Here is a 15,635-nt window from a genome sequence, read left to right as displayed (position 1 = left end):
CTCTTCCTCGGCGACCGAGACCGAGATGGTCTGGATCTCGTCGGGGGTGATGCCCTTGGCGGTGAACTCCTTGAAGAAGGCGACGTTGGTGTCGCCGTTCAGGGTGTTGAACACCACGTCCGGCGCCGCGGCCTCGACCTTCGACACCAGCGTGGCGGTGTCGGTCTCGCCCAGCGGCAGGTAGTCCTCGCCCAGGATCTCCAGGCCGTTCGCCTCGGCGTAGGCCTTGATCTCCTTGTTGGCCGTGCGGGGGAAGACGTAGTCGGAGCCCACCAGGTAGACCTTCGTGAGGCCCTGTTCCTTCAGGTAGTCGAGCGCCGGGATGATCTGCTGGTTGGTGGTGGCGCCGGTGTAGAAGATGTTGGGCGACGCCTCCAGGCCCTCGTACTGGACCGGGTAGAAGAGCAGCCCGTCGAGGCCCTCGAACACCGGCAACATCGCCTTGCGGCTGGCGGACGTCCACCCGCCGAACACCGCGGCCACCTTGTCGACGGTGAGGAGCTTCTCGGCCTTCTCGGCGAACGTGGGCCAGTCGGACTGCCCGTCCTCCACGACCGGCTCGATCTGCCGGCCGAGCACGCCGCCGGCCTCGTTGATCTCCTTGATGGCGAGGAGCTCGGCGTCGTGCACCGCCACCTCGCTGATCGACATGGTGCCGCTGAGCGAGTGGAGCACGCCGACCTTGACGGGCTCGTCGCCGCCCTCGTCACCGCTCCCGCCGGTGCCCTCCTCGTCGTCGTCCGAACCGCACGCCGTCGCCGCCATCGCCAGCGCGACGGTCAGCGCGAGCGCGATCGAGCCCCTGAAACGCCTGCCCTTGGCCATTCTTCGTCTCCCGCTCCCAACGAATGTCGTGAAGCGGAACGTAAGGAAGGGGCATTGCGCGTCCGTCACCTGTCGGTGAGCAGAAGGTGACCAGCCGCTGCTTCGATGCTGACGGTGGACTGGCCGTTACCTGACGCGACGACCGCGCGGCGTGGCGTGGTCGCTCAGGAACCGCAGCGGAGAGTCCACACGGTGACGGGCTCGGTGAAGCCCTTGAGGATCCGCCGGCCACCGGGCTCGAACGCCATCTCGCCGGGGCAGCCGAGCCGGGTGCTCGCGGTCTCGGCGTCGACCGCCCGGACCGCCTCGACCACCGACTGGTCGACCAGCACCTCGCCGGGCACCGCGGTGTCGACCAGGCGCGACGCCAGGTTCACCTCGGGCCCGTAGTAGTCGCCGCCGCGGAACAGCACCTCGCCGTAGGCCAGGCCGCCACGGGGCTCGAGGCCGCCGATGCTGCACTCCTCCACCAGGGCGAGCAGGAGCCGGCAGCCGGCCGTCGGGTCGATCGTGGCGACCATGATCTCGTCGCCGATGAACTTCACGACCCGCCCGCCGTGCTCGACCGCCACCTCGAACGCCCGCGACTCGAAGGCGCTCACGACCTTGCGCAGCTCGCTCACGTCGAGGGTCTGGGCCAGCGCGGTCGACCCCACCAGGTCGACGAAGCCGACCGCCATGCGGGCGACGTCGCGGCTGGTGACCTGGTGCTGGGAGATGCGCTGCCGGTCGATCGCCTGGCGCAGGTGGTGCCGGAACAGCAGGCCCATGCCGGCGCCGAGCTTCCCGGCGAGGCCGGTCATGCGCTGCGTCTCCTGGGCCCAGGGGACGGGCTTCTCGCCCTCACGCTCGAGGCGGGCCTCGGTGCCCTGCACGTAGAAGGCGACGGCGGCTTCGGCGACCCGGTCGAGCGCCGTGGCGACGGCCCGCATGAGGGCGCGGCCGTCGGCGGCGTCGAGGACCCCGGCCTCCTCGGTGACGCCCACGAACTCGGCGTCGTGCTCGGTGAACCGCACCCGGTCGACGTCGGGGACGCTGACCCCGGCCATGTGGAACACCGACACGATGCGGCTGGGCTCGACGCCCCGCCTTTCGGCGATGGCGCGGGCCGAGAGGCACTCGCCCTCTCGGATGGCCAGGTCGACCGCGATCCGGGCGGGGTCCTCACCGAGGTTGGCGAGGTCGTCGTCGGTGGCGCCCTGCTGCTCCAGCCACGTCCGCATCGCCGTCTCGTCGGCCGGCGACAGCGGCGCGCAGGGGTGCCCGTGCTTCGTGTACCGCGGCGCCGTCTCGTCCCCCACACTCCGAGGCTAACGCCGCGGGACGTCGTCGCCGTCGTGGTCGTCGGTGCCGAACCACTGCTCGACCATCCACGGGCCCACCCACAGCGGCCACGTCCCGGCCCACAGCATGACGCCTCGCCCCGGGTCGGCGGCGCCCCACCAGCGACGCCGGGTCACCCACATGGCCGGCACCATCCCGACGACGTACACGAGGACGAGGATCTTGACCACGACCCCCATTCGATCTGGCGGAGAGGGTGGGATTCGAACTCACGGAGGAGTTGCCCCCTCAAGCGCCCATGACCACCACCCACGTTCCATGTCGATCGGGCACGGAAGGGGCACGGCCGCGGTGCTCCCCCACTCCTGGTAACCCTGGCTGCTTCGTTGTCGTTGAGGCAGGATCTGACGCATGTCGGTAGGGGCGGGGACGTACACGAACGCGCTGTCGGGCGGTCTGGTGGTGATCCTCCTCGGGGTGTTCTTGGTCGTGCTCGGTCGGCTGGATCTTGGGCGTGTCGGGCAGTCCGGAAATGTGAAGCTCTTGTCGCGGGTCATGAACCCGGATGAGGCAGACCGACTGGTCGAGCAGTTGCGACAGTTCAACGTCGTGTTCATCCAAGTGCTGGGTTGGATCGCGGTGGCGGCCGGCTGCATCGGAAGCATCATCGGGCTCGTAGGAACGCTCTCGGGATGGAACGGAGGTTGACTCCCGTCGAGGTCCTCCCACCCGGACCGAAGGGGGCCGGCAGCTTCGATCAGGTGCTGGTGGCGCCGGGCCCTTGATCTGATAGGCCAGATTCGGCAAGCGGACGACAGTAGCCGCACGCATCGCGCGACTATTGGCAGGTAAGGCGAGATCGGCATCGACATGCGATCTCGATGTGTCGGCGGAAGGAACGTTCGTGGCGGACGGCTTTTTGTTCTTGTTCACCGGAGTGCAGACAGCGGTTGTCATTGCGACGGGAGTCTTTGCCTGGATCAGTATCGGTAAGGTCAAAGATTCGAGGGCGATCGAATTCCTGCTCAATGCGGAAAGCAACTTCGATCCCTTGTATCAGTCGCTGATCGATGTGTCGTCTGAGTTGACCCGAAACATCTATCAAAATTGGGATGAGGTGGCGGGATTGTCCGACGAGGATGTAAGGGCATTTCCGTTCATGCAGACGTTCTACAGTCAGGTCGCGCGACTCTGCTCCATGCTGGACAACGATGGCCTGGACCTGGGTTTGCGCGCTCCGGCCAGGAGAGAGCTGCTCAATCTGTGGTTGAGGAGTCTCGGCGCATTCGCTGGACATCCAGCCATGCAAGCCATGCACGAGTCGGCGATTCGATGTGAGGACTACAACAAGGCCTTTATGGCAAAGGCCGCTCTGGTGTTGAAGCCCGTCAGCACGCTGAGTCAGCGGATCGAGGTCAGTTGAGTATTGGAGGAGCTGACAACGCTCGACACCGCACGCGGCGCTCGAAGGGCACGTGGCGGGCACGGAGGACGGGAGGCCGACGAACGACGACCCCTCCGGGGAGGGGTCGTCGTAGCTGTCCGATCTGGCGGAGAGGGTGGGATTCGAACCCACGGAGGAGTTGCCCCCTCACTTCCTTAGCAGGGAAGCACCATCGGCCGGACTCGGTCACCTCTCCTTGCGGAGCGGCTCATGCTAGCCATCCGACGGATCGGGGCTGGCACCGATGAGTTTCGGGGTGGGGAACGGTTGTAGACGCATGGCTACCTATGTGCTCATCCCGGGGGCGGGGTCGGACTCGTGGTACTGGCACCTGGTGGTGCCGTTGTTGGAGGCGGAGGGGCACGACGTGGTGGCGGTCGACCTGCCGTGTGAGGACGACTCGGCGGGGCTGGCGGAGTACGTCGAGGCGACGGTGGCGGCGATCGGCGACCGTGCCGGCCGGGACGACCTGGTGCTCGTGGCCCAGTCGCTGGGTGGGTTCACCGCGCCGCTGGTGTGCGAGCGGGTCCCGGTGCGGCTGCTGGTGCTGCTGGCGGCGATGGTGCCGCAGGTCGGGGAGACGCCGGGCGAGTGGTGGGCCGCGACCGGTCAGGAGGAGGCGCAGGCCGAGCAGGCCCGACGCGACGGCCGTCCGCCGGGAATGGGCGACATCGAAGGGCTCTTCCTCCACGACGTGCCGCCCGACGTGATCGCCGCCAGCGCCGACCACGTGTTCGACCAGTCGGGCACGCCCCTCGAGAAGCCGTGGCCCGGTGTCGGCGGCGGCTGGCCCGACGTGCCCACCCGCTTCCTGCTCTGCCGGGGCGACCGGCTGTTCCCGGCCGACTTCCAGCGCCGCATCGTGCGGGAGCGGCTCGGCCTCGTGCCCGACGAGATGGACGGCGGCCACCTCCCCGCCCTGGCCCACCCGGAGGACCTGGCGACCCGCCTCCTCGCCTACTGGGACGACCTCCCCACCGGGAGCTGACGCCGCCGGTCTCACAGAGCGGAGCGGGTGGGATTCGAACCCACGGATCCCGGAGGATCAACGATTTTCAAGACCGTCGCCTTCGTCCACTCGGCCACCGCTCCTGGTGACCCGCCGAGGTTACTGGGCGATCTGGTGGCGGAGGTGGGCCAGCCAGGTGTCGGCGGCGCGCCAGGCGGCTTCCGCGTCGCGGCGGCGGGCCGGGCCCTGCTCGCCGGCGGCCGGGTAGGAGCCGAGGAACTTGACGTCCTCGACCTTCGACTTGAGGTCGCGCAGGCAGTCGGCCACCAGCTCCTCGCCGATGTGACCCTCCAGGTCCATCATGAAGCAGTAGTTGCCGAGGCCCTTCTTGGTGGGCCGCGACTCCAGCTTGGTCAGGTTGACCGACCGGGCGGCGAACTCCTGGAGGATGGCGAGCAGCGAGCCGGGGCGGTCGGTGCGCTGGAACACCACGATCGACGTCTTGTCGTGACCGGTCGGCGCCGGGATCCCGTCGCGGGACACCACCACGAAGCGGGTGGTGTTGTCGGGGTGGTCCTCGATGTCGGACGCCAGCACGTCGAGCGCGTAGAGCTTGGCGGCGACCGCGGGGGCGATGGCGGCGGTGTGGCCGTCGTTCTCGTCGCCGGCGACCAGCAGCGCCGCCTCGACGGTCGACGACGTGGCCGCCACCGTGGCCGCCGGCAGCTCGCCGTGCAGGAACCCCCGGCACTGGGCCGACGCCACCGGGAACGACAGCACCCGGCGGATGTCGCCGAGCCCCACCCCGCTGGGCGCCAGCAGGTGCATCTGCACACCCATCTCGACCTCCCGCTGGATGAGCAGGTCGGTCTCGAACGCCAGGGTGTCGACGGTGACGGTGACCGCACCCTCGATCGAGTTCTCGATGCCCACGAAACCCATGTCGACCCGGCCGTCGGACACGGCGGCCAGCACTTCCGGGATCGACGGGAGCGCCACGAGATCCATGGCGGCGAGGTCGGGCTGCGACAGCAGCGCCTGCTCGGTGAACGTGCCCTCGGGGCCCAGGAACCCGACGCGCCGCACACCCTCGGTCGGGTGAGTCATGACGGACGATGCTAGTGGCGCGCGGAGGGTGAGCCCGAGGCAATAGACGGTCCGCGCGTCGCCTACTGCCTCGGGCCGAGCTTCACGACGGGAAGGTGATCTCCACCCGGCGGTTGAGGGCGCGGCCCTCGGGGTTGTCGGAGCCGTCCTCGTGCTGGTTGGGGGCAACGGGTTGGGACTCGCCGAAGCCCTCCACCCGGAACGTGAAGTCGCCGCCCAGCCGCTCGGCCAGCGCCGCGTGCACGGCCTCGGCCCGGCGCTCCGAGAGGTCCTGGTTGTAGGCGTCCTCGCCGTCGCTGTCGGTGTGACCGCCGACGGTGATCTGCCGGCCGTCCAGGTCCGACAGCTGGTCGGCCAGGTCGTCGAGCCGCCCGTTGGCGTCCGCCGTGAGGACGGCCTCGTCGTAGGCGAACAGCACGTCGGCGGCCAGGACGATCGACGTCTCCTCGGGTGTCTCCTCCACCCGCTCGGAGTTGTCGAGGGCGTTGCTGCGGTACGTCAGGTCGAGCACCCGGAACTCCAGGTTGCGCACCTGGTCCTGCGTGTCCTCCTGGCGGAAGGCGGCGATCGTCAGGGGGAGCAGGAGCACCAGCGCCACCAGGGGACGACGGGTCATCCGACCGGCACCTCGGCGATCGTGGGGAAGCTGGGGACGCGGACGTCGAGGGTCTCGACGTCGTCGGGGACGCCGCCGTACGTGGCGTCGATCGTCATCGTCCCGCCGGGCACGACGTCGGAGGCGCCCAGCTGGCCGGAGCAGAGGCACGTCTCGTCGCTGTCGAGGACGGGCAGGTAGATCTTCTGGGCGGCACCGTCGACCAGGCCGATCCCCGAGGCGTCGTAGTCGGCGCCGAAGAGGCTGTTGATCATGAAGTTCTGGGGGTCGGCGTCGGTCGGCGCGACCTCGTTGGTGAGGACGAGGCTCAGCTCGACCAGGTCGCCGTGGCGCTCCAGCCGGATGACGTCCATCCGCAGCGGGGTCGAGCGGTCGTCGAGGGCGTTGGCCCGCAGCGTCGCCGTGGAGCTGCCCAGCACCTCGCCGGACCCGGAGCCCGAGCCGCTGCCCTCGCCGTCGGTGGTGTCGGTGGTGGCGTCGTCGGTGGCGTCGTCGGTGGCGTCGCCGTTGCCGCTGCCCGGCGACTCGGGGGCGGACGAGTCGATGCTCTCGGTGTCGGCCCGCAGGGTGCCGTCGTCGTCGCTGCAGGCGACCGCGAGCGTGGCGACGGCGGCGACCAGCAGGCCCAGGCGTGTCGTTCTCATGGCTGTCGTTCCTTCGTGATCGGTAGGGGGACTCCCGTTGGTCGTGCCGAGCGTCGGGAAAAGTTGCGCGCCGACCAGAAAAGATCTCAGGGCTCGACGAGGCGGAGGTCGTGGACGTCCTCCAGGCGCTCGCCGGACGCGGCCACCGCGACCACCACCACCTGGGCGGTACCGGCCGAGCTGGTCCGCAGCTGCACGCTCGGCCGGTCGGTGTAGATGGTGCCGTCGGGCATCAGCCAGGCCCAGTGGTCGACGCCCTCGGCGGTCACCTCGAGGGTCACCGTGGTCCCCACGTCGGCCCGGGTGGGTCCGGCGATCGACAGTCGGGCGTCGCCCACGCGGTCGGCGACGTCGACGTTCCCGTCGTCGACCAGTCGCAGCGCACCTGCGCCGACGAGCCCGCCGGCCAGCAACGCCGCCGCGGCGACCACCCACACCGGGCGCAGGGAGGTCGGGCCGACGGCCGCGGGTGCTTGAGGCGGTGGCGGGGTCAGGGCCGACTCGACGGCCGCGAGCCACGTCGCCGCATCGGGGTGGCGACGCGCGGGGTCGTCGTGGAGGCTGGTGAGCAAGGGTTGGCGCAGGGCGACGGGAAGGCCGAGGTCGAGGAGCGCCCGGTCGACGTCGGCGGGCGACAGCGGGTCCGTTCCGGGCGCCCGGCCCGTGACCAGCCACACCACCATCGCCGACAGCCCCCACACGTCGGCCCGGCCGTCGACCCGGGACGGGCCGCCCCGCTGCTCCGGTGGCCGGAAGCCGTCGGTGCCACCCGCCACGGTCAGTCCCGAGCTGCGGGCCAGGTCCTTCGACAGCCCGAGGTCGGCCACCAGCAGTCGCTCCCCCGGCTGCACCAACCCCCCGCCGCCTCCGTCCGGGCCCGCCCCCGCCCCGGTCGCGATCCCCGAGCGCAGCAGGACGTTGCCGGGGCTCAGGTCGCGGTGCACCAGGTCGGCGGCGTGGACGGCTGTGACCGCGGCGGCGAGGCCCGACGCCAGCGCCCGCACGTCGTGGGCCGACGGCCGCCAGCCCGACGCCCGGAGCCCCGCGACCCGCTGCGCCAGCGTCCCCCGGTCGGCGTGCTCCAGCACCAGGTAGGGCTGCAGGCGGTCGGTCTCGCCGACGTCGTACACCCGCAGCACGTGGGGGCTGTCGATCCGGCGCAGAGCCCGACCCTCGTCCAGGAAGCGGGCCCGGATGTCGGGGTCGAGGCAGTGGTTGTCGGCCAGCAGCTTCACCGCCACCGTCGCCCCGAGCCGCTCGTCCACGGCCCGGTAGACGGTGGCGAACGCCCCGGTGCCGATCACCTGCTCGACCGTGTAGCGCCCGATGCGGGGCACCACCGTGCTCACGAGTCGAGACCCCGGTCCACGAGCATGGCGGCCAGCAGGGCCCGGCCCCGGGCGACGTGCGACTTCACCGTGTTCACGTTGCGGCCCAGGCGGGTGGCGACCTCGGCGTAGGGCAGGTGCTCGACGTCGCGCAGCAGCACGGCGTCGCGGTAGCGCTCGGGCAGCTCGGCCAGCAGCTGCTGGACCGCGGCACGGGATGCGACGAGCGAGCTCATACGGGCGGCGACCGTACCCGGATGGGGGTCGTGGTGATCGTCGAGCGGATCGGCCGCCCGGGCCCGGCGCAGGTGGTCGACCGAGCGGTTGCGGGCGATCTGGTGCAGCCACGTCGTGAACTTGGCCTCGCCCCGGAACGACGTGATCGACCGGGCGACGGTGATGAGCGTGTCCTGGGTGACGTCGTCGACGGCGGCCTCGTCGACCAGGAACCGCCGCACGGCCCGGCGGGCGGCGCCGAAGCGGTCGACGGCCTCGACCAGCAGCTCGACCGCCAGCACCGACCCGTCGGCCGACGACCGGGCGAGAGCGTCGAGGGCGGCGTCGTGATCGGCGTCGTCGCGCAGCTCCCCCAGCTGGCGGCGCGCCAGCGAGGCGTTGCCGCCTCGCACCGCGGCCTCCAACGTCGCAACTGCCCGGTCCATGCGCTCCCCAACATCCGACCCCGGGAGACTACTGGTGAACCACTAGATGCCCTGCCAGGAAGGCTTGTGCGACCACGTCTCCCGGTAGTAGCCGGCGAGGCGCAGGGCACCGGCGGCGGCCTCGTCCACCACGACGGTGGCGTGGGGGTGCAGCTGCAGGGCGCTCGCCGGCACCAGGGCCGCGACCGGGCCCTCCACGGCCTGGGCGACGGCGGTGGCCTTGGCGGCGCCGAACGCCAGCAGCACCAGGTGGCGGGCCTCGAGGATGGTGCCGATGCCCTGGGTGACGACGTGGCGGGGCACCTCCTCCAGGGACGCGAAGAAGCGGGCGTTGTCGCGGCGGGTCTGGTCGGTGAGGGTCTTGAGGCGGGTGCGCGACGCCAGCGACGACCCGGGCTCGTTGAAGCCGATGTGGCCGTCGGTGCCGATGCCGAGGAGCTGCAGGTCGACGCCGCCGGCGGCCCGGATGGCGGCCTCGTAGTCGTCGCAGGCGGCGGGCAGGGTGGGCCCGTCGGCCGACACGTCGGGGCCCTGCACGGCGCCGGCCGGGAAGTCGACGTGGGCCTCCAGCTCCCGGGCGATGAACGCCCGGTAGGCCTGCGGGTGGCCGGGCGGCAGGCCGACGTACTCGTCGAGCAGGAACGCCCGGGCCCGCGCCAGGCTCAGCTCGCCGGCACCGACCCGCCGGGCCAGCTCGGCGTACACGGCCAGCGGCGTGCTCCCGGTCGCCAGCCCCAACACCGCGTCGGGCCGCTCCCGCACGAGACGGGCGATGGCCTCACCCACCACGGCGCCGGCCGCTTCCCGGTCGGCGACGATCACGACCTCCACGCCAGCTCCCCTCCGATGACGGTGGCGACGACGTGGCCGGTGGCGTCGAGCAGCACCAGGTCGCCGACCGCGCCGGGCGCCAGCGTCCCCCGGCTGCCGGTGAGGCCCAGGAGCCCGGCCGGCGCCGCGGTGGCGGCGTGGAGGGCCGTGGGGAGGTCGACGTCGGGGGCGGCGAAGGTGTGGAGGTTGGCGACCGCGTCGTTCATCGCCAGGGTGCTGCCCGCCAGGGTGCCGTCGGGCAGGCGGACGCCCTCGCCGTCGGACAGCGCCTCCGAGTCGCCCAGGCGGACCGGGCCGGGTGGCATGCCGAGGGCGGCGACGGCGTCGGTGACCAGGGTGAGCCGGGGGCCGAGCGCCTGGGCCGCCAGCCGCACCATCAGCGGGTGGACGTGCAGGCCGTCGGCGATCAGGCCGACGTGGAGGCGCTCGTCGGTGAGGGCCACTCCGGCCAGCCCGGGGTCGCGGTGGTGCAGCGGCGGCATGGCGTTGAACAGGTGGGTGGCCCAGCGGGCGCCGGCGTCGACCCCGGCGGTCGCCTCGGCGGCCGTGGCCATCGAGTGCCCCAGCGACACGACCACCCCCCGGTCGACCAGCGCCCGCACCACGTCGAGCGCGCCGGGCAGCTCGGGAGCGAGGGTCACCAGGGCCACACCGGCGTCCCGGGACCACCCCCCGACGGCGTCGATGTCCGGCGGCCGGAGGTACCGGGCCGCGTGGGCACCCTTCCGCTCCGGCGACAGGAACGGGCCCTCGAAGTGGATCCCGAGGGGTGCGGCGACGGGGGCGTCGTCGGGCGGCCCCGCCCCCAACGCCTCCAACGCCCGCTCCCGCACCGGCTCGGGCGAGGTGACGATCGTCGGCAGCCAGCTCGTGACGCCCCAGCGGGGCAGCAGCGCCGCCACCTCCCACAGCCGCTCCGGTTCGGCGGTCAGGTCGACCCCAACGGCCCCGTTGCACTGCAGGTCCACGAACCCCGGCGCCACCACCAGCCCGTCCGCGTCGAGCACCCGCGCCCCGTCCGGCGCCTCGGCGTCGACGACGCGGCCGGCCACGATCACGACGTCGCCCGGCTCACCGCCGCGCACCACCAGGTCACCGGTCACGGCGCCCGCCCAACCCGAGTCGTCTGTGGTCGCCGAAGCGCTCTTGAGTCGTACGTGATCGGAGACCGATCACAAACGACTCCGGCCTTCCGTACCGACCACAGACGACTCGGCTCATGGCTGGGCGGCGAGCAGGTCGCGGGCGGCACGCGCCGCGCCGAGAGCGCCCAGCGACACGTCCGCCGGCGCGATCGCCACCCGGGCGGGCAGGTCGAGCGACGCCAGCAGCGGCGACTTGGAGGCCCGGTGCCGCAACGCCGCCCGCATGGCGTCGAGCAGCGGTGGCCCCGCCTCGGCCACGCCGCCGCCGAGCACCACCAGCTCGGGGTCGACCGTCTGGGCGATCAGCGCCACGGCCCACGCCAGGTAGCCGAAGATCTCGTCGCGCACGGTGATGGCGGTGGCGTCCCCGGCCGCAGCGGCGGCCAGCAGGCCGGCGGCGTCGCCGGGCGTGCCGTCGGGCCGGCGCCACCGCCGGGCGATCACCGCACCCGAGGCGACGGTCTCCAGGCACCCCGTCTGGCCGCACTCGCAGATGGCGCCGTAGAGGTCGACGGGCAGGTGCCCGATCTCGCCGGCCACCCCCCGGGTGCCCCGGAACACGCGGCCGTCGAACACGAACCCGGCGGCGATCCCCGTGCCGATGCTGAAGTAGGCGACGTTGCCGGAGCGCCCGAAGAGCTCGGCGGCGCCGAGGGCGGCGAGGTTGACGTCGTTGCCCACGACCACGGGCCCGCCCACCAGGCGGCGCACGGGATCGGCGAGGCTCACCGGGTCGGCGCCGATGTCGAGGTTGACAGCGTGGCGCACGCCCTCGTCGCGGGGGTCGACCACGCCGGGCACACCGACGCCGACCGCCGCCAGCCCGTCGGGCGACAGCCCCGCCCCCTCGGCCACCTCCACCAGGGCCTCGGTGACGGTGGCGATCAGGCCCCGCGGCCCGGCCGCGTCGGTGGCCAGCCGCACCCGCGCCACGGTCTCGCCCCGCCCGTCGACCACCACCGCCAGCGTCTTGGTGCCGCCCACGTCGACGCCCGCCACGAACGGCGGCTGGGGCCGCGCGGAACCCGCCCCCGAAGGCCCTCGGCGACCTTCGGGGGCGGGTTCGAGAGAGCGGGCACGGCCGCTCATGTGTCGGACGGGGCGCGCAGGGTCGCTCCGGTGGCGGGGTCGAAGAGGTGGAGGCCGGCCGGGTCGACGGTCAGCTTGACGGCGTCGTCGGGCGCCAACCGGCTGCGGGTGCTGAGGCGGGCGACCATGCGACCCCGGCGGCCCACGACGTCGGCCCACACGGCGGCGGCACCGCCCGGAACGTCGCCGTTGCCGTCACCCTGGTCGCCCAGGGCCACGGCCACGTGGACCATGAGCTCGGCGCCCAGCGACTCGACCAGGTCGACCTTGGCCTCGATCACCCGGTCGCCCGACACGCCCGGCTCCAGCCCGGAGTCCTCCAGCGCCTCGGGCCGCACGCCCACCACCACCCGGTCGCCGACCCGGTCGGCCAGCGTCGGGTGCGCCGCCGACAGCACGTCGTCGACCGGCAGCCGCTGCGGGCCGACCTCGAGGGCGAGCCCGTCGCCGTCCCGCACCACCCGGCCGGGCAGCAGGTTCATGGCCGGCGACCCGATGAACGTGGCCACGAACAGGTTGACCGGCTCGTCGTACACCCGCTGCGGGGTGTCGACCTGCTGCAGCCGCCCCTTGTCGAGCACCGCCACCCGGGTGCCCATGGTCATGGCCTCGACCTGGTCGTGGGTGACGTAGAGCGTGGTGACGTGCAGGTCGCGCTGCAGGCGGGCGATCTCGGCCCGCATCTCCACCCGCAGCTTGGCGTCGAGGTTCGACAGCGGCTCGTCCATCAGGAACGCCTGCGGCGAGCGCACCAGCGCCCGACCCATCGCCACCCGCTGGCGCTGGCCACCCGACAGCTGCGACGGCCGGCGGTCGAGCACCTCGGTGAGCTGCAGCAGCTGGGCCGCCTCCTCCACCCGCTTTGCCAGCTCGGGCTTGGGCACCCCCGCCAACCGGAGGGGGTAGCCGATGTTCTTCCGCACGGACATGTGCGGGTAGAGCGCGTAGCTCTGGAAGACCATGGCGACGTCGCGGTCCTTGGGCTGGAGGCGGGTGACGTCGCGGTCGCCGATGGCGACGGTCCCCGAGGTCATCTCCTCGAGGCCGGCGACCATCCGCAGCAGGGTCGACTTGCCGCACCCCGAGGGGCCGACGAGGACCAGCAGCTCGCCGTCGTTCACGTCGAGGTCGATGCCGTCGACAGCGGTCACGCCACCGTCGTACACCTTGGTGGCGTCGCGAATGGTGATCTCAGCCATGGGCCTTCCGGGTCGAAGTCGTGGTGAGCAGGTCGGCCACCGCTGCCAGGCTGGCCCGTGAGGCGCCGAACGTCGACACCCGCGCCCGGCTCTGCAGCGGCTCCCCGGACGGCCAGCCCAGGTCGACGACCACGGCATCGGGCCGCTCGGCGAGGAGCGCCGCCAGCCGCTCCGGGCCGTCGGGGACCACCCGGACGTCGCGCACGACGACGATCAGCGGTGCCGACCCGCCGTCGTCGGGGGCGGAGGTGGGGGCGGGCAGGTGGGCGGCGAGTCCGGAGGGGACGTCGCCGGCGGCGATGTTGGTGGGGCGCCGGATCTCCACCACGTGGGCGCCCCGCAGGTCGGGCAGGTCGCCCTCCACCCGCAGGGCCCGGCGGGCGGCGTCGGCGCCCAGCTCGCCCAGGTCACCCGGCGAGAGCCCCTCGCCCGCCACCGGGATGCCGGCGACCCGGGCCGCGGCCTCGGCCAACCGACCTTCGGGCAGCGCGCCCGACCCCACGGCGGCGACCACCGCGTCGAGGCAGGCCCCGACCAGCTCGTCGGTGCCGCCGGAACCGAGGCAGCAGAGGTCCACACCCGCGGCCAGCGCCCGGACGACGTTGGCGGGGATCGCGGCCGGGCCGCCGATGCCGTGCATGTCGAGAGCGTCGGTCACGACCGCCCCCGTGAACCCCAGCTCGTCGCGCAGCAGGTCGACCAGCAGCGGCCGGCTCACCGTCGCCGGCCGGTCGTCGAACGCCGGGACCAGCAGGTGAGCCGTCATGACCGCCGCCACGCCCGCGGCGATGGCGGCACGGAACGGCGCCAGCTCCCGGCCCAGCACCACGGCTTCGGGCACGTCGACCACCGGCAGGGCGAGGTGCGAGTCGACCGTCGTCGCCCCGTGGCCGGGGAAGTGCTTGGCGCACGCCGCCACGCCGACACCCTGCAGCCCGCGCACCGCGGCGGCCACGTGCCGGGCCACCAGCCCGGGGTCGGCCCCGAACGAGCGCACCCCGATCACCGGGTTGGCCGCGTCGACGTTCACGTCGGCGCAGGGCGCCAGGTCGAGGTCGATCCCGGCATCGACCAGCACCCGTCCCAGCGAGGCGAAGACGTCCCAGGTGAGCGCCACGTCGTCGACCGCGCCCAGCGCGGCGTTCCCCGGCACCGACGACCCGGTGCGGGCCTCGATCCGGGTGACGTCGCCGCCCTCCTCGTCGATCGCCACGAGCACCGACGGCCGCACCCCGTGCAGGGCGGCGCTCACCTCGCCCGCCGACTCGACCCCGCGCAGGTTCGACCCGAACAGGCACACGCCGCCCAGGCCCTCGTCGACCCGCCGCCGCGCCCACTCGGGCACGACCGGCCCCCGGAACGACGCCAGCAGCGTCGCCGCCGCCAGCGCCCGCACCCCGTCGCTCATCCCTTCACCGCCCCGGCGGTCAGGCCCGCAGCGATCCGGCGGTGGACGAGGAGGAAGAAGACGATGACCGGGATCGTGATCAGGGTGGAGCCGGCCATGACACCGCCCCAGTCGGTACCCCGCGCCCCGAAGTTGAACGACTGCAGCCACAGCGGCAGCGTCTCCTTCTCGGGCCGGTTCATGATGACCAGGGCGAACGTGTACTCGTTCCACGCCTGGATGAAGGCGAAGATCCCGGTGGCGACCAGCCCCGGTGCCACCAGCGGCAGGGTCACGGTGAAGAACGCCCGCAGCCGCGACGACCCGTCGACCATCGCCGCCTCCTCCAGCTCCCGGGGCACACCGTTGACGAACCCCCGCAGCGTCCAGATCGTGAACGGCATGACGAACGCCAGGTAGGCGATGGTCAGCCCGATGATCGAGTTGCGCAGGTCCCAGCCCTCCAGCACCTTGACCATGGAGATCATCAGCGCCTCGGCCGGCACCATCTGCACCACCAGGATCATCACCAGGAAGGTGACCCGGCCCCGGAAGCGGAACCGGGAGACGGCCACGGCGGCCAGGAACGCGGTGAACAGGGCCAGCACCACCGTGAGCCCGGTGACCTTGAGGCTGTTGGCGAACGACGTGCCGAAGTTGTCGCTGTCGAACACCGACCGGTAGTTCTCCAGCGTCCCGCCGAGCGGCAGGAACTCCGGGCCCGGCGACCGGATGTCGGCGTTGAGCCGGAACGACGTGGTGAGCATCCAGTACACGGGGAAGGCGCTGAGCGCGATCAGCAGCAGGGCCAACCCGTTGGCGAAGACCCGGCTACCGAGTGAGGACCGCATCAGATCTCCTCCTGGCGGAACATCTGGCGGAGGTGGAACACGGTCAGGAGGAGGGTGATCGACACCATCACGAGGGCGATGGCGGCACCCTTGCCGAAGTGGTTGCCGGTGACCGCCTCGCGGTACGCCCAGGTGCCCAGCAGGTTGGTCTCGGTGCTGATGCCGCCCGCCTCCTGCAGCACGAAGATCTGGGTGAAGACCCGCAGGTCCCACATGGTGCTGAGGGCGACGAGCACCACGAAGATCGGCTTGATGGCGGGCCAGATGACGTCGC

At 72.4% G+C, this 15,635-nt stretch carries 18 protein-coding genes and 3 tRNA genes; 3 read left to right on the top strand and 18 right to left on the bottom strand.

Annotated elements, in window-relative coordinates; translation table 11 throughout:
- The 4 genes from VK611_17715 to VK611_17700 form a co-directional block, all read right to left on the bottom strand.
- Positions 1 to 825 (bottom strand): transporter substrate-binding protein (locus VK611_17715; protein ID HMG43172.1); only part of this gene is annotated, 825 nt, incomplete at its 3' end.
- 164 nt (positions 826 to 989) lie between these two features.
- Positions 990 to 2,126 (bottom strand): adenylate/guanylate cyclase domain-containing protein, encoded by a 1,137-nt coding sequence (locus VK611_17710; protein HMG43171.1) that lies wholly within the window; start codon positions 2,124 to 2,126, stop codon positions 990 to 992.
- A gap of 9 nt (positions 2,127 to 2,135) precedes the next feature.
- Positions 2,136 to 2,339, bottom strand: coding sequence for a hypothetical protein (locus VK611_17705; GenBank protein ID HMG43170.1), 204 nt, complete (start codon positions 2,337 to 2,339; stop codon positions 2,136 to 2,138).
- A gap of 15 nt (positions 2,340 to 2,354) precedes the next feature.
- A tRNA-OTHER gene (locus VK611_17700) sits at positions 2,355 to 2,475 on the bottom strand.
- A gap of 45 nt (positions 2,476 to 2,520) precedes the next feature.
- Between VK611_17700 and VK611_17695 the strand changes: the two genes are divergently transcribed.
- Complete coding sequence (locus VK611_17695; GenBank protein HMG43169.1) at positions 2,521 to 2,817, top strand: hypothetical protein; 297 nt, start codon at positions 2,521 to 2,523, stop codon at positions 2,815 to 2,817.
- 196 nt (positions 2,818 to 3,013) lie between these two features.
- Positions 3,014 to 3,532, top strand: coding sequence for a hypothetical protein (locus tag VK611_17690; GenBank protein HMG43168.1), 519 nt, complete (start codon positions 3,014 to 3,016; stop codon positions 3,530 to 3,532).
- Positions 3,533 to 3,657: 125 nt separating this feature from the next.
- On the opposite strand, the gene VK611_17685 is transcribed toward VK611_17690, so the two are convergent.
- Positions 3,658 to 3,749 (bottom strand) — tRNA-Ser (locus VK611_17685).
- Between the two features lie 81 nt (positions 3,750 to 3,830).
- Between VK611_17685 and VK611_17680 the strand changes: the two genes are divergently transcribed.
- Positions 3,831 to 4,541 (top strand): alpha/beta hydrolase, encoded by a 711-nt coding sequence (locus VK611_17680; protein HMG43167.1) that lies wholly within the window; start codon positions 3,831 to 3,833, stop codon positions 4,539 to 4,541.
- A 19-nt stretch (positions 4,542 to 4,560) separates the two neighbouring features.
- Here VK611_17680 and VK611_17675 read toward each other — a convergent pair.
- The 13 genes from VK611_17675 to VK611_17615 all read right to left on the bottom strand — a co-directional run.
- A tRNA-Ser gene (locus tag VK611_17675) sits at positions 4,561 to 4,645 on the bottom strand.
- A 16-nt stretch (positions 4,646 to 4,661) separates the two neighbouring features.
- Entirely contained in the window at positions 4,662 to 5,609 is a 948-nt protein-coding gene (gene pheA / locus VK611_17670) for a prephenate dehydratase (protein HMG43166.1), read from the bottom strand.
- Between the two features lie 82 nt (positions 5,610 to 5,691).
- On the bottom strand, positions 5,692 to 6,225 hold the full coding sequence (locus tag VK611_17665; GenBank protein HMG43165.1) for an OmpA family protein: 534 nt from the start codon (positions 6,223 to 6,225) through the stop codon (positions 5,692 to 5,694).
- On the bottom strand, positions 6,222 to 6,869 hold the full coding sequence (locus VK611_17660) for a hypothetical protein (protein ID HMG43164.1): 648 nt from the start codon (positions 6,867 to 6,869) through the stop codon (positions 6,222 to 6,224). The genes VK611_17665 and VK611_17660 overlap by 4 nt, the downstream gene beginning before the upstream one ends.
- A gap of 86 nt (positions 6,870 to 6,955) precedes the next feature.
- A complete protein-coding gene (locus VK611_17655) occupies positions 6,956 to 8,218 on the bottom strand; it encodes a serine/threonine-protein kinase (GenBank protein ID HMG43163.1) in 1,263 nt (420 codons plus the stop codon).
- Positions 8,215 to 8,859 (bottom strand): RNA polymerase sigma factor, encoded by a 645-nt coding sequence (locus VK611_17650; GenBank protein ID HMG43162.1) that lies wholly within the window; start codon positions 8,857 to 8,859, stop codon positions 8,215 to 8,217. The genes VK611_17655 and VK611_17650 overlap by 4 nt, the downstream gene beginning before the upstream one ends.
- A 42-nt stretch (positions 8,860 to 8,901) precedes the next feature.
- The gene (nagB, locus tag VK611_17645) at positions 8,902 to 9,690 is read right to left on the bottom strand and encodes a glucosamine-6-phosphate deaminase (GenBank protein ID HMG43161.1); all 789 of its coding nucleotides are present in this window, start codon (positions 9,688 to 9,690) and stop codon (positions 8,902 to 8,904) included.
- On the bottom strand, positions 9,678 to 10,793 hold the full coding sequence (nagA, locus tag VK611_17640; protein ID HMG43160.1) for an N-acetylglucosamine-6-phosphate deacetylase: 1,116 nt from the start codon (positions 10,791 to 10,793) through the stop codon (positions 9,678 to 9,680). The genes nagB and nagA overlap by 13 nt, the downstream gene beginning before the upstream one ends.
- A 114-nt stretch (positions 10,794 to 10,907) precedes the next feature.
- A complete protein-coding gene (locus VK611_17635) occupies positions 10,908 to 11,834 on the bottom strand; it encodes an ROK family protein (GenBank protein HMG43159.1) in 927 nt (308 codons plus the stop codon).
- An 86-nt stretch (positions 11,835 to 11,920) separates the two neighbouring features.
- Positions 11,921 to 13,123 (bottom strand): sn-glycerol-3-phosphate ABC transporter ATP-binding protein UgpC, encoded by a 1,203-nt coding sequence (gene ugpC / locus VK611_17630; GenBank protein ID HMG43158.1) that lies wholly within the window; start codon positions 13,121 to 13,123, stop codon positions 11,921 to 11,923.
- Entirely contained in the window at positions 13,116 to 14,531 is a 1,416-nt protein-coding gene (locus VK611_17625; GenBank protein ID HMG43157.1) for a glycoside hydrolase family 3 N-terminal domain-containing protein, read from the bottom strand. Before VK611_17625 ends, ugpC begins: the two co-directional genes overlap by 8 nt.
- Entirely contained in the window at positions 14,528 to 15,361 is an 834-nt protein-coding gene (locus VK611_17620) for a carbohydrate ABC transporter permease (protein HMG43156.1), read from the bottom strand. Before VK611_17620 ends, VK611_17625 begins: the two co-directional genes overlap by 4 nt.
- Positions 15,361 to 15,635 (bottom strand): hypothetical protein (locus tag VK611_17615; GenBank protein HMG43155.1); only part of this gene is annotated, 275 nt, incomplete at its 5' end. The genes VK611_17615 and VK611_17620, both read right to left, overlap by 1 nt.

The organism is Acidimicrobiales bacterium (assembly GCA_035316325.1).
GTDB lineage: Bacteria > Actinomycetota > Acidimicrobiia > Acidimicrobiales > VFJN01 > DASXTK01.
The sequence above is the reverse complement of the archived record's forward strand: the minus strand, read 5'-3'. Positions and strand labels throughout refer to the sequence as shown.

Coding starts and splice junctions, on each gene's coding strand:
- ugpC (HMG43158.1), bottom strand. CDS start 13,123: ATGGCTGAGATCACCATTCGCGACGCCACCAAGGTGTACGACGGTGGC.
- VK611_17650 (HMG43162.1), bottom strand. CDS start 8,859: ATGGACCGGGCAGTTGCGACGTTGGAGGCCGCGGTGCGAGGCGGCAAC.
- VK611_17660 (HMG43164.1), bottom strand. CDS start 6,869: ATGAGAACGACACGCCTGGGCCTGCTGGTCGCCGCCGTCGCCACGCTC.
- VK611_17695 (HMG43169.1), top strand. CDS start 2,521: ATGTCGGTAGGGGCGGGGACGTACACGAACGCGCTGTCGGGCGGTCTG.
- pheA (HMG43166.1), bottom strand. CDS start 5,609: ATGACTCACCCGACCGAGGGTGTGCGGCGCGTCGGGTTCCTGGGCCCC.
- VK611_17665 (HMG43165.1), bottom strand. CDS start 6,225: ATGACCCGTCGTCCCCTGGTGGCGCTGGTGCTCCTGCTCCCCCTGACG.
- VK611_17680 (HMG43167.1), top strand. CDS start 3,831: ATGGCTACCTATGTGCTCATCCCGGGGGCGGGGTCGGACTCGTGGTAC.
- VK611_17625 (HMG43157.1), bottom strand. CDS start 14,531: ATGAGCGACGGGGTGCGGGCGCTGGCGGCGGCGACGCTGCTGGCGTCG.
- VK611_17620 (HMG43156.1), bottom strand. CDS start 15,361: ATGCGGTCCTCACTCGGTAGCCGGGTCTTCGCCAACGGGTTGGCCCTG.